Source organism: Aromatoleum sp. (genome assembly GCF_032027225.1).
In the GTDB taxonomy this organism is placed as follows: Bacteria; Pseudomonadota; Gammaproteobacteria; order Burkholderiales; family Rhodocyclaceae; genus Aromatoleum.
Genome location: NZ_JAVSMM010000034.1, coordinates 1 through 15,960 on the forward strand (window position 1 = coordinate 1; position 15,960 = coordinate 15,960).

Sequence of the window (15,960 nt, forward strand, 5' to 3'; positions counted from 1 at the left end):
GGCGGGCGACAACGTCGGCGTGCTGCTGCGCGGCACGAAGCGTGAAGACGTCGAGCGTGGTCAGGTGCTGTGCAAGCCGGGTTCGATCAAGCCGCACACCCACTTTACCGGTGAGGTGTATGTGCTGTCGAAGGAAGAGGGCGGTCGTCACACGCCGTTCTTCAATAACTATCGTCCGCAGTTCTACTTCCGTACGACCGACGTGACCGGTTCGATCGAGCTGCCCGAAGGCACCGAGATGGTCATGCCCGGCGACAACGTGTCGATCACCGTGAAGCTGATGGCGCCGATCGCAATGGAAGAAGGTCTGCGTTTCGCGATCCGCGAAGGCGGTCGTACCGTCGGCGCCGGCGTCGTCGCGAAGATCATCGAGTAATCGTTCATTGGCGGTCATCGCATAGCGATTGTTTGATCCAAGGGCGCTCCGCAGGTCGGAGCGCCCGGTAGTCTCTGCTGCAGGGGCATAGCTCAATTGGCAGAGCGTCGGTCTCCAAAACCGAAGGTTGGGGGTTCGATTCCCTCTGCCCCTGCCACTCCTTTCCGGGTATTCATATTTGATGGCCGATAAGTTGAAGGTTGCGCTGGCTATCGCACTGGTTGCGGCCGGTGTGGTCGGCTTCTACCTGCTGTCCGAACAGGCGCTGGTCTTGCGCGTGGTGTCGGTTCTTGTAGGTGTCGCGGCCGCCGCCGCAGTCGCGTCGCAGTCCGAATCCGGGCGTCGCTTCGTCGGATTCGCGCGCGAGTCGGTCACCGAGACGAAGAAGGTCGTATGGCCTTCGCGCAAGGAAACGGTGCAGACGACGGGCATGGTGTTCGCCTTCGTGGTCGTGATGGCGATTTTTTTGTGGCTGACGGATAAGAGTCTGGAATGGGTGATGTACGACCTCATTCTGGGCTGGAAGTGATCATGACGAAGCGCTGGTACGTGGTGCATGCCTATTCGGGCTTCGAGAAGTCGGTCCAGCGTGCGCTGGTGGATCGCATCAATCGCGCCGGAATGCAGGATGCCTTCGGGCAAATCCTGGTGCCGGTCGAAGAAGTGGTCGAGATGAAGAGCGGCCAGAAGAGCATTTCCGAGCGGAAATTCTTCCCCGGCTACGTGCTCGTCGAGATGGAAATGAACGACGAGAGCTGGCATCTCGTGAAGTCGACGCCGAAGGTCACGGGATTCGTCGGCGGAACCGCGAACAAGCCGTCCCCGATTTCCGAGAAGGAAGTCGAGAAAATCATGCAGCAGATGCAGGAAGGCGTCGAAAAGCCGCGTCCGAAAGTGCTGTGGGAAACCGGCGAAGTCGTGCGCGTCAAGGAAGGTCCGTTCACCGACTTCCATGGCTCGGTCGAGGATGTCAATTACGACAAGAGCAAGTTGCGCGTATCGGTGACCATTTTCGGTCGCGCGACGCCGGTCGAGCTGGATTTCAGTCAGGTCGAAAAAACCTGATGTTGGCGGGCCTTCGGGCCCGATGCAGCCCGTTCACGCGGGCATCGCGAGGAGCGCCGACCGCAGTCGGTGCGTTCGTACTCAAACAGGAGTGAGCCGCAATGGCAAAGAAGATCACCGGCTATATCAAGCTGCAAGTGCCAGCTGGTAAAGCCAACCCCAGCCCCCCGATCGGCCCGGCGCTCGGTCAGCGCGGCCTGAACATCATGGAATTCTGCAAGGCGTTCAACGCCAAGACGCAGGGCCTCGAGCCCGGTCTGCCGATTCCGGTGGTGATCACGGCGTACGCGGACAAGAGCTTCACCTTCATCATGAAGACGCCGCCGGCGACGATCCTGATCAAGAAGGCGGCGAAGATCCAGAAGGGTTCGCCGAAGCCGCATACCGACAAGGTCGGCTCGATCACCCGCGCGCAAGTTGAAGAGATCGCCAAGACCAAGATGGCCGACCTGACCGCTGCCGACATGGAAGCCGCGGTGCGCACCATCGCCGGTTCCGCCCGCAGCATGGGCATCACCGTGGAGGGCCTGTAATCATGGCTAAGCTTTCGAAGCGCGTTCAGGCTCTCCGCGCGAAGGTCGACCGCAACCGCACCTACCCGATCGACGAAGCGCTGGCGCTGGTCAAGGACTGCGCGACGGCGAAATTCGACGAATCGATCGATATCGCGGTGAACCTCGGTGTCGATGCGCGCAAATCCGACCAGGTCGTTCGCGGCTCGGTCGTTCTGCCCGCCGGTACCGGCAAGACGGTGCGCGTTGCCGTATTCGCGCAGGGTGACAAGGCCGAAGCCGCGCGTGCGGCCGGTGCCGACGTCGTCGGTTTCGACGATCTTGCCGAGCAGGTGAAAGCCGGCAATATCGATTTCGACCTCTGCATCGCGACGCCCGACGCAATGCGCGTCGTCGGTCAGCTCGGCCAGATCCTCGGCCCGCGCGGCCTGATGCCGAACCCGAAAGTCGGCACGGTGACGATGGACGTGACGACCGCGGTCAAGAACGCGAAGGCGGGCCAGGTGCAGTATCGGACCGACAAGGCGGGCATCATCCACGCGACCATCGGTCGTGCGTCCTTTAGTGTCGAAGCGCTGCAGCAGAACCTCGGCGCGTTGATCGACGCGCTGCAGAAGGCGAAGCCCGCTGCATCGAAGGGCGTGTACCTGCGCCGCGTCGCGGTTTCGAGCACGATGGGCAGCGGTGTCCGCGTCGAGCCGGCGAGCATTACGGCTGCGTAAGAATTTAGCGGGCGACTCGCGTCGCCCGAGGGCTTTGGGCTGCCGTCCGTAGCTGGACGGCAGGTTGTCAAAGACCGCTGGGGGCTTTGCAAGAACGAATACCCACTTGCGGGTTCCTTCGCGAAGGCGAGCCTTAATGTCGGCCGAACTCCGGTTCGGTCCGGGCCCAGCGCAGATGGCGTCACCCGATGAAGGATTTTGAAGTCCGACTGTCGTCCGCGGCAGTCGCCTTGTTCCTGAATGACGGTCGCCGTGGTTGTTCGTTTTCCGGTCAATCCCGATCGGCAGACGGACGTTTCACTAGTAGGAGATGACGACCTTGGGTCTCAATCTTGACGACAAGAAGGCAGTCGTTGCCGAAGTGTCCGCCGAACTGGCGAATGCGCAGGCGGTGATCGTCGCTGAGTACCGTGGTCTCGAAGTCGGGCAGGTCACCGCTCTGCGTGCGAAAGCGCGTGAGTCGGGTGTCTATCTGCGCGTCCTCAAAAACACGCTGGTGCGGCGCGCTGCTTCTGGCACGCCCTTCGAAGGTCTGGCCGCGCACATGGTCGGTCCGCTGATCTACGGAATTTCCAAGGATCCAGTGGCTCCCGCCAAGGTGCTCAACGAGTTTGCCAAGACCAACGACAAGCTGATCATCAAGGGCGGCGCGATGCCGAACTACGTCATGGACGCCGAAGGCGTCAAGGCGTTGGCGTCGATGCCCAGCCGTGAAGAACTGCTTGCCACGCTGCTCGGGACGATGCAGGCGCCGGTGGCCAAGTTCGTGCAAACGCTCAACGAAGTTCCGGGCAAGTTTGTGCGTACCGTCGCTGCGCTGCGTGACTCGAAAGAGACTGCGTAATCCAATTTTGACCGCGCCTTCGAAACGGGGCGTAATGAATCATTCAGGAGTAAGAAATGGCTGTGTCCAAAGACGATATTCTGGAAGCAATTGGCAACATGACCGTGCTTGAGCTGTCGCAGCTCATCAAGGACATGGAAGAGAAGTTCGGCGTGTCGGCTGCCGCCGCCGTCGCCGTCGCTGCCGCCCCCGCCGCTGGTGGCGCCGCCGCTCCGGCTGCCGAAGAGAAGACCGAGTTCGACGTGATCCTCGTCGCCGCCGGCGAGAAGAAGGTCGAGGCGATCAAGGTCGTCCGCGCCGCTACCGGCCTGGGTCTGAAGGAAGCGAAGGACCTGGTCGACGGTGCACCGAAGCCCGTCAAGGAAGGCATCTCGAAGGCCGACGCCGAAGCGCTCAAGAAGCAACTCGAAGAAGCCGGCGCGAAGGTCGAGATCAAGTAAGACCTTTGTGTTTCTCGGGGCTGGCGTTCCTACGGGCGCCGGCCCTTTCGTGCTTTGTATCGCGAGAAGCCAGAACCCAGCGTGCGTTCGCCTAGTCAAATAGAACCCTGGGCGCGCGATCAAGTCTCAATACGCGTGCGGCCGATGGTGCGCTGCGTTCTGTCTCTTTGACGTCCGACCTCTACCCGGAGCATCCATGGCGTATTCCTACACCGAAAAGAAACGTATCCGCAAGAGCTTCGCCAAGCGCGCGGCAGTGCTGAACGTCCCTTTCCTGCTCGCCACGCAGATCGAATCGTTCGCATCTTTCCTTCAGGCCGAGACACCCCCGCTGTCCCGGCTGAACGACGGCCTCCAGGCCGCGTTTACGTCGATTTTCCCGATCTCCAGCCATAGCGGCAATGCCCGTCTCGAGTTCGTTCAGTACATGCTCGGCGAGCCGGCGTTCGACGTCAAGGAGTGCCAGCAACGCGGCCTGACGTTCGCGTCTCCGCTGCGTGCCCGCGTGCGCCTCGTCATCCTCGACCGCGACGCTCCCAAGGAGACCGTCAAGGAGGTCAAGGAGCAGGAAGTCTACATGGGGGAAATCCCGCTGATGACCTCCACCGGCTCCTTCGTCATCAACGGCACCGAGCGCGTCATCGTCTCGCAGCTGCACCGCTCGCCGGGCGTGTTCTTCGAGCACGACCGCGGCAAGACGCACTCGTCTGGCAAGCTGCTGTTCTCGGCGCGGATCATCCCCTACCGCGGCTCGTGGCTGGATTTCGAGTTCGATCCGAAGGACGCGCTGTTTTTCCGCGTCGACCGCCGCCGCAAGATGCCGGCGACGATTCTGCTGCGCGCGATCGGGATGACGCCGGAAGAGATCCTCGAGACCTTCCACGATTTCGACACCTTCCACATGAGCGGCGACACGACGCTGTTCGAGCTTGTCCCCGATCGCCTGCGCGGTGACGTCGCGAAGTTCGACATCACCGATGCATCGGGCAACGTTATCGTCGCGCGCGACAAGCGAATCACCGCGAAGCACATCCGTGAACTCGACCAGGCCGGCGTGAAGACGATCGCGGTACCGGACGAGTTCGTGCTTGGCCGGATCCTCGCGCGCAATGTCGCCGATCCGGAAACCGGCGAGCTGCTGGCACGCGCGAACGACGAGATCACCGAGGATCTGCTCGACAAGCTGCGGATCGCCGGCGTCAAGGACTTGCAGACGCTGTACGTCAACGACCTCGATCGCGGCGCGTACATCTCGCAGACGCTGCGCATCGACGAAACTGCCGATCAGTGGGCGGCGCGTGTCGCGATCTATCGCATGATGCGTCCCGGCGAGCCGCCGACCGAGGATGCGGTGGAGGCGCTGTTCCAGGGGCTGTTCTACGCCGAGGAGCGTTACGACCTGTCGTCGGTCGGCCGCATGAAGTTCAACCGCCGCGCCTATCCGGAAAAGATCGAGGACAAGGCGCCGGGTTGGCTGAAGCGCTTCTACGAGAAGGTCGGCGCGCGCGGCGAAGAGGGCCCGGCGACGCTGTCGAACGAGGACATCCTCGCCGTGATGAGTGTGCTGGTCGAACTGCGCAACGGCCGCGGCGAGATCGACGATATCGATCACCTCGGCAACCGTCGCGTGCGGTCGGTTGGCGAACTCGCGGAGAACCAGTTCCGCGCCGGTCTCGTGCGCGTCGAGCGCGCGGTCAAGGAGCGTCTGTCCCAAGCCGAATCCGACAACCTGATGCCGCACGACCTGATCAACGCGAAGCCGATTTCGGCGGCGATCAAGGAGTTCTTCGGATCGAGCCAGCTGTCGCAGTTCATGGACCAGACGAACCCGCTGTCCGAGATCACGCACAAGCGCCGTGTCTCCGCACTCGGCCCGGGCGGCCTGACGCGCGAGCGCGCGGGCTTCGAAGTCCGCGACGTGCATCCGACCCATTACGGCCGCGTGTGCCCGATCGAGACGCCGGAAGGCCCGAACATCGGTCTGATCAACTCGCTCGCGGTCTATGCGCAGACCAACCGTCACGGCTTCCTCGAGACGCCGTACCGCAAGGTCAACGACGGCAAGGTCACCGACCAGATCGACTTCCTGTCGGCGATCGAGGAAGGTCAGTACGTGATCGCTCAGGCGAACGCCGATATCGGCGAAGACGGTGAACTGCTCGGCGATCTCGTGTCGTGCCGCCACAAGGGCGAATTCCTGCTCGCGACGGCGGACCAGATTCAGTACATGGACGTCGCGCCGGGTCAGATCGTGTCGGTCGCTGCGTCGCTGATTCCGTTCCTCGAGCACGACGACGCGAACCGCGCGCTGATGGGCGCGAACATGCAGCGCCAGGCGGTGCCGTGCCTGCGTCCGGAGAAGCCGCTCGTCGGCACCGGTATCGAGCGCACGGTCGCGGTCGACTCCGGCACCGCGGTGCAGGCGATGCGTGGCGGCGTGGTGGACTACGTCGATGCCAACCGGATCGTCGTGCGTGTCAATGACGACGAAACCCTCGCGGGCGAAGTCGGCGTCGACATCTACAACATGATCAAGTACACGCGTTCGAACCAGAACACGAACATCAACCAGCGCCCGATCGTGAAGGTCGGGGACCTCATCGGCAGGGGCGACGTCATTGCCGACGGCGCCTCGACCGACCTCGGCGAGCTCGCGCTCGGCCAGAACATGCTGGTCGCGTTCATGCCGTGGAACGGCTACAATTTCGAGGACTCGATCCTGTTGTCCGAGCGCGTTGTCGCCGAGGACCGCTTCACGTCGATCCACATCGAGGAGCTGACCGTCGTCGCGCGCGACACGAAGCTCGGACCCGAGGAAATCACGCGTGACATCGCGTCGCTGGGCGAAGCGCAGCTGTCCCGCCTCGACGAATCCGGCATCGTCTATATCGGCGCCGAAGTCGACGCCGGCGACGTGCTCGTCGGCAAGGTCACACCTAAGGGCGAGACGCAGCTGACGCCGGAAGAAAAGCTCTTGCGCGCGATCTTCGGCGAGAAGGCGTCCGACGTGAAGGACACGTCGTTGCGCGTGCCGTCGGGCATGAACGGCACCGTCATCGACGTGCAGGTCTTCACGCGCGAAGGCATCGAGCGCGACAAGCGCGCGCAGTCGATCATCGACGACATGCTGCGCAGCTTCAAGACCGACCTCGCCGACCAGATGCGGATCGTCGAGCGCGACGCGTTCGCGCGGATCCGCCGCCTGATCAGCGGCCAGAAGGCCAACGGCGGACCGAAGAAGCTTGCGAAGGGCACGGAGATCACCGGCGAGTACCTCGATTCGCTCGAGTTCTACCACTGGTTCGACATCCGCATGGCCGACGAGGAACTCGCGGGACAGCTCGAGGCGATCCGCGAAGGTCTCGAGAAGACCCGCAAGGACTTCGATCAGGCCTTCGAGATCAAGAAGAAGAAGCTCACGCAGGGCGACGAACTGCCGCCGGGCGTGCAGAAGATGGTCAAGGTGTACCTCGCGGTGAAGCGCCGCCTGCAGCCGGGCGACAAGATGGCCGGCCGTCACGGCAACAAGGGCGTCGTGTCGCGGATCGTTCCGGTGGAGGACATGCCGCACATGGCGGACGGCACCCCGGTCGATATCGTGCTGAACCCGCTCGGCGTGCCGTCGCGGATGAACATCGGCCAGATCCTCGAGACGCACCTCGGCTGGGCTGCGAAGGCGCTCGGCAACAAGATCGGCGGCATGCTGCGTGCGAACGCAGCGGCGAGCGAAGTGCGCGAGCTGCTCGGTCAGATCTACAACGAGAACGGCAAGCCCGAGGACATTGCTTCGCTGAAGGACGACGAGGTCATCGAGCTCGGTTCGAATCTCGTCAAGGGCGTGCCGTTCGCGACGCCGGTCTTCGATGGCGCGCAGGAAGAAGAGATCGAGGCGATGTTCAAGCTCGCCGGCATCGAATCGGGCGGCCAGGTCACGCTGTACGACGGCCGCACCGGCGAGGCGTTCGACCGCAAGGTCACGGTCGGCTACAAGCACGTGCTGAAGCTGCACCACCTCGTCGATGACAAGATGCACGCGCGCTCGACCGGTCCGTACTCGCTCGTCACGCAGCAGCCGCTCGGCGGCAAGGCGCAGTTCGGCGGCCAGCGTTTCGGCGAGATGGAAGTGTGGGCGCTCGAGGCCTACGGCGCCGCTTACACGCTCCAGGAGATGCTGACGGTGAAATCCGACGACGTCACCGGCCGGACGAAGGTGTACGAAAGCATTGTCAAGGGCGAACACAAGATCGACGCGGGCATGCCCGAATCCTTCAACGTGCTGGTGAAGGAAATCCGCTCGCTCGCGATCGACATCGATCTGGACACGTACTGAACCGGGTGACTGCCTGACCTGCAGACCCGGACGGAGTGATATATGAAAAGCCTGCTCGCTGACCTGTTCAAACAAACCCTGCCGAACGAAGACCAGTTCGACGCGATCACGATCGGCCTCGCGTCGCCGGAGAAGATCCGCTCGTGGTCGTACGGTGAAGTCAAGAAACCCGAGACGATCAACTACCGCACGTTCAAGCCCGAGCGCGACGGCCTTTTCTGCGCCAAGATCTTCGGGCCGGTGAAGGACTACGAGTGCCTGTGCGGCAAGTACAAGCGGCTCAAGCACCGTGGCGTGATCTGCGAGAAGTGCGGCGTCGAGGTGACGCTGTCGAAGGTGCGCCGCGAGCGCATGGCGCACATCGAGCTCGCGAGCCCGACCGCGCACATCTGGTTCCTGAAGAGCCTGCCGAGCCGTCTCGGCATGGTGCTCGACATGACGCTGCGCGACATCGAGCGCGTGCTGTACTTCGAAGCCTTCGTCGTCGTCGAGCCGGGCATGACCCCGCTCAATCGCGGCCAGCTGCTGACCGAAGACGACTACCTCGCGAAGGTCGAGGAATACGGGGACGACTTCGACGCGCTGATGGGCGCCGAAGGCATCCGCGGCCTGCTGCGCACGCTCGACGTGAAGCTCGAGATCGAGAAGCTGCGCGGCGACCTCGAGACGACCGGATCCGAAGCGAAGATCAAGAAGTTCTCGAAGCGCCTGAAGGTGCTCGAGGCGTTCATGCAGTCGGGCATCAAGCCCGAGTGGATGATCCTCGAAGTGCTGCCGGTGCTGCCGCCCGATCTGCGTCCGCTGGTGCCGCTCGATGGCGGCCGCTTCGCAACGTCGGACCTCAACGACCTCTATCGCCGCGTCATCAACCGCAACAACCGGCTGAAGCGCCTGCTCGAGCTCAAGGCGCCCGAAATCATCGTGCGCAACGAGAAGCGCATGCTGCAGGAGTCGGTGGATTCGCTGCTCGACAACGGCCGCCGCGGAAAGGCGATGACCGGCGCGAACAAGCGTCCGCTGAAGTCGCTCGCCGACATGATCAAGGGCAAGGGCGGCCGCTTCCGTCAGAACCTGCTCGGCAAGCGCGTCGACTACTCGGGCCGTTCGGTCATCGTCGTCGGCCCGCAGCTGAAGCTGCACCAGTGCGGCCTGCCGAAGCTGATGGCGCTCGAGCTTTTCAAGCCGTTTATCTTCAACAAGCTCGAGCTGATGGGTCTGGCGACGACGATCAAGCAGGCGAAGAAGATGGTCGAGAGCCAGGAGCCGGTGGTCTGGGACATCCTGGAAGAAGTCATCCGCGAACATCCGGTGATGCTGAACCGCGCGCCGACGCTGCACCGTCTCGGTATCCAGGCGTTCGAGCCGGTGCTGATCGAAGGCAAGGCGATCCAGCTGCACCCGCTGGTTTGCGTCGCGTTCAACGCCGACTTCGACGGCGACCAGATGGCCGTGCACGTGCCGCTGTCGCTCGAAGCGCAGATGGAAGCGCGCACGCTGATGCTCGCGTCGAACAACGTGCTGTCGCCCGCGAACGGCGAGCCGATCATCGTCCCCTCGCAGGACATCGTGCTCGGGCTGTATTACTCGACCCGCGAAGGCGTGAACGTCGCCGGCGAAGGCATGGCGTTCTCGGATGTCGGTGAGCTCAAGCGCGCCTACGAATCGAAGCAGTTGTCGCTGCACGCGCGGGTGTCGGTGCGGCTGAAGGAGATCGAGGTCGGCGCAGATGGCGAGCGCCGCGAGAAGATCACGCGCTACAACACGACCGCGGGCCGCGCGATGCTGTCCGAGATCCTGCCGCCGGGGCTGCCGTTCAGCGTGCTCGACAAGCCGCTGAAGAAGAAAGAAATCTCGAAGCTCATCAACGCGTCGTTCCGCCGTTGCGGCCTGAAGGAAACGGTCGTCTTCGCCGACAAGCTGATGCAGTTCGGTTTCCGGCTGGCGACGCGGGCCGGTATCTCGATCGCGGTCAAGGACATGCTCGTGCCGCGTCAGAAGGACACTCTGATCCACGCCGCCGAGCAGGAAGTGAAGGAGATCGCGCGGCAATACACGTCCGGTCTCGTGACCGACGGCGAGCGCTACAACAAGGTCGTCGATATCTGGGGTCGCGCGGGTGACCAGGTCGCGAAGGCGATGATGGACCAGCTCGGCCAGGAAGACGTCGTCAATCGCGCAGGCGAAACGGTCAAGCAGGAATCTTTCAACTCCATCTACATGATGGCGGACTCCGGCGCACGCGGTTCGGCCGCCCAGATCCGTCAGCTGGCCGGCATGCGCGGCCTGATGGCGAAGCCGGACGGCTCGATCATCGAGACGCCGATCACGACGAACTTCCGCGAAGGCCTGAACGTTCTGCAGTACTTCATCTCGACGCACGGCGCGCGGAAGGGTCTCGCGGACACCGCGTTGAAGACCGCGAACTCCGGTTACCTGACGCGCCGCCTCGTTGACGTGACGCAGGATCTGGTCGTCACCGAGGATGACTGCGGCACGCGCGACGGCTTCCTGATGAAGGCGCTGATCGAGGGTGGTGAAGTCATCGAGCCGCTGCGCGAGCGGATTCTCGGCCGGGTCTGCGCCGAGGACGTCGTGAACCCCGAGTCGCAGGAGACCGTCATCGAGGCGGGCTCGCTGCTCGACGAGGACGCCGTGGACCTCATCGAAAGCCTCGGCATCGACGAGGTCAAGGTGCGCACCGCGCTGACCTGCGAAACCCGCTACGGCCTGTGCGGCAAGTGCTACGGTCGTGACCTCGGTCGCGGCAACCTGGTGAACGTCGGCGAAGCGGTGGGCGTGATCGCCGCGCAGTCGATCGGCGAACCGGGGACGCAGCTGACGATGCGGACCTTCCACGTCGGTGGCGCCGCGTCGCGGGCAGCAGCGGCGAGCGGGGTCGAGTCGAAGTCGGCCGGTACCGTGCGCTTCGCGGGCAACATGCGTTACGTTTCGAACGCGAAGGGCGAGAAGGTCATCATCGCGCGCTCGGCCGAAATCGTCGTTGCCGACGACATGGGCCGCGAGCGCGAACGGCACAAGTTGCCGTACGGTGCGACGCTGCTCGTCGACGACGGCGCGGCGGTGAAGGCCGGCGTGATGCTCGCAACGTGGGACCCGCATACCCGTCCGATCGTCACCGAGTACTCCGGGACGGTGAAGTTCGAGAACGTCGAGGAAGGCGCGACGGTCGCCAAGCAGATCGATGAAGTCACAGGTCTGTCGACGCTGGTCGTCATCGACGGCAAGCGGCGCACCAGCGGCGCGTCGTCGAAGGGCGTGCGGCCGCAGGTGAAGCTGCTCGACGAGAACGGCGAGGAAGTGAAGATCGCCGGCACCGATCACTCGGTCGCGATCACCTTCCAGGTCGGCTCGCTGATCACAGTGAAGGATGGCCAGGAAATCGGCGTCGGCGACGTGCTCGCGCGGATCCCGCAGGAATCGGCGAAGACTCGCGACATCACCGGCGGTCTGCCGCGTGTGGCGGAACTATTCGAAGCGCGGCCTCCGAAGGATGCGGGCGTGCTCGCCGAATACACCGGCACGGTCTCGTTCGGTAAGGACACGAAGGGCAAGCAGCGCCTCGTGATCACCGAAGCGGACGGCGTCGCGCACGAGTTCCTGATCCCGAAGGACAAGCACGTCATGGTTCACGACGGACAGGTCGTGAACAAGGGCGAGCTGATCGTCGACGGTCCGGCGGACCCGCACGACATCCTGCGTCTGCAGGGCATCGAGGCGTTGGCGCGCTACATCATCGACGAAGTGCAGGACGTTTATCGTCTGCAGGGCGTGAAGATCAACGACAAGCACATCGAGGTGATCGTCCGCCAGATGCTGCGTCGCGTGGTCATCAACGACGCCGGCGATACGCGCTTCATCCGCGAGGAACAGGTCGAACGCTCGGAAGTGCTGGACGAGAACGACCGCGTCGAGGCCGACGGCAAGTTGCCGGCGCAGTACCAGAACGTGTTGCTCGGTATCACGAAGGCGTCGCTGTCGACCGACTCGTTCATCTCGGCCGCCTCCTTCCAGGAGACGACGCGCGTGCTGACCGAAGCGGCGATCATGGGCAAGCGCGACGACCTGCGCGGTCTGAAGGAGAACGTCATCGTCGGCCGCCTGATTCCGGCGGGAACCGGCATGGCGTATCACCGCAACCGCAAGGCGCAGTCGGCCGGCGAAGACCTCGCCGCCGAGCATGCATGGGCCGCGATCCAGGAGGAGGCGCCGTCCGCAGTGCCTCACGACGTATCGCCGGACGTGCAGGCCGGTTGACGCTCGCTTGCTTTTCACGATAACATCCGGCCTCTTTTTGTGGACTGACCAATCGTAGTCGGTCGCAGCCGGAATCAACCGCCCGAGGCGGCCCCGTGGGGTCGCCTCGGTATATTGGAAAATTCTCAAGCTATGCCAACAATTAATCAGCTCGTCCGCAAGCCGCGGGAACTGGCCGTCACCAAGAGCAAGGTGCCGGCACTTGATGCGTGCCCGCAAAAGCGGGGCGTGTGCACCCGGGTCTATACGACCACTCCGAAGAAGCCGAACTCCGCGCTGCGGAAGGTCGCGAAGGTTCGTCTGACCAACGGCTTCGAAGTCATTTCCTACATCGGCGGCGAAGGCCACAACCTTCAGGAGCACTCCGTGGTCCTGATTCGCGGCGGCCGGGTGAAGGACTTGCCGGGTGTGCGCTATCACATCGTCCGCGGTTCGCTCGATCTTCAGGGTGTCAAGGACCGCAAGCAGTCCCGCTCGAAGTACGGCGCGAAGCGTCCGAAGAAAGCCTAATTGTCGGCATCCAGAAATAGCTAGAGGTAGTTATGCCCCGTCGTCGCGAAGTCCCCAAACGTGAAATCCTGCCCGATCCGAAGTTCGGTTCGCAGGACGTTTCCAAGTTCATCAACGTGATCATGCAGTCTGGCAAGAAGTCCGTGGCCGAGCGCATCGTCTATGGCGCGTTCGCGCAGATTTCCGGCAAGGCGGGCAAGGATCCGCTCGAGGTCTTCTCGTCGGCAGTGGCGAATGTGAAGCCGGTGGTCGAAGTCAAGAGCCGTCGCGTCGGTGGTGCGAACTACCAGGTTCCGGTGGAAGTCCGCCCGTCGCGCCGCATGGCGCTGTCGATGCGCTGGCTCCGCGAGGCAGCGCGCAAGCGTGCCGAAAAGTCGATGGCGCAGCGCCTTGCCGGCGAGCTGCTCGAGGCGGCTGAAGGTCGCGGCTCGGCGATGAAGAAGCGTGAAGAAGTCCACCGCATGGCCGAGGCCAACAAGGCGTTCTCGCACTACCGCTTCTGATTTCTCAAGACGGCGGTGAATCGAGCCCTGGCAAGGGCTCGATTGTTTTGTAACTGGACAAGAGATTCCGCGCGTTCGCGCGAATTCCACAAGGCAGGAAAAACCGTGGCTCGCAAGACTCCCATTGAGCGCTACCGCAACATCGGTATTTCGGCTCACATCGACGCCGGCAAGACAACGACGACCGAGCGCATCCTCTTCTACACTGGCGTCAATCACAAGCTCGGCGAAGTCCACGATGGCGCGGCCACGATGGACTGGATGGAGCAGGAGCAGGAGCGGGGGATCACGATCACCTCGGCTGCGACCACCTGCTTCTGGAAGGGTATGGAGATGTCGTACCCCGAGCACCGCTTCAACATCATCGATACGCCGGGACACGTCGACTTCACGATCGAAGTCGAGCGCTCGATGCGCGTGCTGGACGGCGCGTGCATGGTCTACTGCGCGGTCGGCGGCGTTCAGCCGCAGTCGGAGACGGTGTGGCGTCAGGCGACCAAGTACAAGGTGCCGCGGCTTGCGTTCGTGAACAAGATGGATCGTCAGGGTGCCAACTTCTTCAAGGTCGTCGAGCAGATGAAGCTCCGCCTGAAGGCGAACCCGGTGCCCATCGTGATTCCGATCGGTGCGGAAGATCACTTCGCCGGCGTCGTCGATCTCGTTCGCATGAAAGCGATCTACTGGGACGAGGCCTCCCAGGGGATGAAGTTCGACTACCGCGAGATTCCGGCCGAGCTCAAGGACGTCGCGGATGAGTGGCGCGAGAAGATGGTTGAAGCCGCCGCCGAGGCCAGCGAAGAGCTGATGAACGAGTACCTCGAGAACGGTGATCTGTCGTACGAAAAGATCATCTCCGGGCTGCGCACGCGGACGATCGCGTGCGAGATCCAGCCGATGATGTGCGGCACCGCGTTCAAGAACAAGGGTGTGCAGCGCATGCTCGACGCCGTCATCGAGTTGCTGCCGTCGCCGGTCGACATTCCGCCGGTTGCGGGCACCGACGACAACGAGAACGAAGTTGTCCGCAAGGCCGACGACGCTGAGAAGTTCTCGGCGCTCGCGTTCAAGCTGATGACCGACCCGTTCGTTGGCCAGCTGACCTTCGTGCGCGTGTACTCCGGCGTGCTGAAGTCGGGTGAGACCGTGCTGAACTCGGTCAAGGGCAAGAAGGAGCGCATCGGCCGGATTCTGCAGATGCATGCGAACGAGCGCGCTGAGATCAAGGAAGTTCTCGCGGGCGACATCGCGGCTTGCGTCGGCCTGAAAGAGGTGACGACCGGCGAGACGCTGTGCGACCCGTCGGCGCCGATCATCCTAGAGCGCATGGTGTTCCCGGAGCCTGTGATCCACGTCGCCGTGGAGCCGAAGACCAAGGGCGACCAGGAGAAGATGGGTATCGCGCTGGGTCGCCTCGCGGCTGAGGACCCGTCTTTCCGTGTCCGCACTGACGAGGAATCCGGTCAGACGATCATCTCCGGCATGGGCGAACTGCACCTCGAGATCCTCGTTGATCGCATGAAGCGCGAGTTCAACGTCGAGGCAACCGTCGGTGCGCCGCAGGTGGCGTACCGCGAAGCGATCCGCAAGGCGGTCGAGCAGGAAGGCAAGTTCGTCAAGCAGTCCGGCGGTCGCGGCCAGTTCGGTCACGTCTGGATCAAGCTCGAGCCGAACGAGACCGGCAAGGGTTACGAGTTCGTCGACGCGATCAAGGGCGGTGTGGTGCCGCGCGAATACATCCCTGCGGTTGACAAGGGCTTGCAGGAGACGCTACCGAATGGCGTGCTCGCCGGTTTCCCGGTCGTCGATGTCAAGGTCACGCTGTTCGACGGTTCGTACCACGACGTCGATTCGAACGAAAACGCGTTCAAGATGGCGGCGTCGATGGCGTTCAAGGACGCGATGCGCAAGGCGAGCCCGGTGCTGCTCGAGCCGATGATGGCGGTCGTCGTCGAGACCCCCGAGGACTACATGGGCAACGTGATGGGCGACTTGTCGGGTCGTCGGGGGATCGTCCAGGGCATGGACGACTTGCCTGGTGGCATGAAGGAGGTCAAGGCGGAAGTCCCGCTGGCGGAAATGTTCGGCTACGCGACGCAACTGCGTTCGCTGACGCAGGGCCGCGCGACCTACTCGATGGAATTCAAGCACTACTCCGAGGCGCCGAAGAGCGTTGCGGAAGCGGTGATCAACAATCGCAAGTAATCAACGAACCGAAGCGAGGAATTGAGCAATGGCGAAAGGCAAGTTTGAGCGGACGAAACCGCACGTGAACGTTGGGACGATCGGCCACGTTGACCATGGCAAGACGACCCTGACGGCGGCGATCACGACGATTCTGTCGAGGAAGTTCGGTGGCGAGGCGAAGGCCTACGACCAGATCGAC

The 15,960-nt window shown here is 63.1% G+C and carries 12 protein-coding genes, 1 tRNA gene and 1 pseudogene; all 14 read left to right on the forward strand.

Going from position 1 to position 15,960, the window contains the following annotated elements; translation table 11 throughout:
• A pseudogene (tuf, locus tag ROZ37_RS21575) lies at positions 1-376 on the forward strand (elongation factor Tu); the annotation flags it as partial.
• A gap of 81 nt (positions 377-457) precedes the next feature.
• Positions 458-533: transfer RNA gene (locus ROZ37_RS21580), tRNA-Trp, on the forward strand.
• 24 nt (positions 534-557) lie between these two features.
• On the forward strand, positions 558-905 hold the full coding sequence (gene secE, locus ROZ37_RS21585) for a preprotein translocase subunit SecE (RefSeq protein WP_312662757.1): 348 nt from the start codon (positions 558-560) through the stop codon (positions 903-905).
• 2 nt (positions 906-907) lie between these two features.
• Positions 908-1,441 (forward strand): transcription termination/antitermination protein NusG, encoded by a 534-nt coding sequence (nusG, locus tag ROZ37_RS21590; protein WP_312662758.1) that lies wholly within the window; start codon positions 908-910, stop codon positions 1,439-1,441.
• A gap of 101 nt (positions 1,442-1,542) precedes the next feature.
• Positions 1,543-1,974: a 50S ribosomal protein L11 gene (gene rplK, locus ROZ37_RS21595; protein ID WP_312662759.1), complete on the forward strand. Its 432-nt coding sequence runs from the start codon at positions 1,543-1,545 to the stop codon at positions 1,972-1,974.
• A 2-nt stretch (positions 1,975-1,976) separates the two neighbouring features.
• Positions 1,977-2,675 carry a 50S ribosomal protein L1 gene (rplA, locus tag ROZ37_RS21600; RefSeq protein WP_312662761.1) on the forward strand — a complete coding sequence of 233 codons (699 nt, stop codon included), beginning with the start codon at positions 1,977-1,979 and terminating at the stop codon, positions 2,673-2,675.
• A gap of 319 nt (positions 2,676-2,994) precedes the next feature.
• Positions 2,995-3,519: a 50S ribosomal protein L10 gene (gene rplJ / locus ROZ37_RS21605; RefSeq protein ID WP_312662762.1), complete on the forward strand. Its 525-nt coding sequence runs from the start codon at positions 2,995-2,997 to the stop codon at positions 3,517-3,519.
• Positions 3,520-3,575: 56 nt separating this feature from the next.
• Positions 3,576-3,959 (forward strand): 50S ribosomal protein L7/L12, encoded by a 384-nt coding sequence (rplL, locus tag ROZ37_RS21610; RefSeq protein WP_312662763.1) that lies wholly within the window; start codon positions 3,576-3,578, stop codon positions 3,957-3,959.
• A gap of 196 nt (positions 3,960-4,155) precedes the next feature.
• The gene (gene rpoB, locus ROZ37_RS21615) at positions 4,156-8,289 is read left to right on the forward strand and encodes a DNA-directed RNA polymerase subunit beta (RefSeq protein WP_312662764.1); all 4,134 of its coding nucleotides are present in this window, start codon (positions 4,156-4,158) and stop codon (positions 8,287-8,289) included.
• Positions 8,290-8,331: 42 nt separating this feature from the next.
• Entirely contained in the window at positions 8,332-12,564 is a 4,233-nt protein-coding gene (gene rpoC / locus ROZ37_RS21620; RefSeq protein ID WP_312662765.1) for a DNA-directed RNA polymerase subunit beta', read from the forward strand.
• 132 nt (positions 12,565-12,696) lie between these two features.
• Positions 12,697-13,074: a 30S ribosomal protein S12 gene (rpsL, locus tag ROZ37_RS21625; protein WP_312662766.1), complete on the forward strand. Its 378-nt coding sequence runs from the start codon at positions 12,697-12,699 to the stop codon at positions 13,072-13,074.
• A gap of 32 nt (positions 13,075-13,106) precedes the next feature.
• The gene (rpsG, locus tag ROZ37_RS21630; protein ID WP_312662767.1) at positions 13,107-13,577 is read left to right on the forward strand and encodes a 30S ribosomal protein S7; all 471 of its coding nucleotides are present in this window, start codon (positions 13,107-13,109) and stop codon (positions 13,575-13,577) included.
• Positions 13,578-13,682: 105 nt separating this feature from the next.
• Positions 13,683-15,779 (forward strand): elongation factor G, encoded by a 2,097-nt coding sequence (fusA, locus tag ROZ37_RS21635; RefSeq protein ID WP_312662769.1) that lies wholly within the window; start codon positions 13,683-13,685, stop codon positions 15,777-15,779.
• Positions 15,780-15,807: 28 nt separating this feature from the next.
• Positions 15,808-15,960 (forward strand): GTP-binding protein (locus tag ROZ37_RS21640; RefSeq protein ID WP_312662770.1); only part of this gene is annotated, 153 nt, incomplete at its 3' end.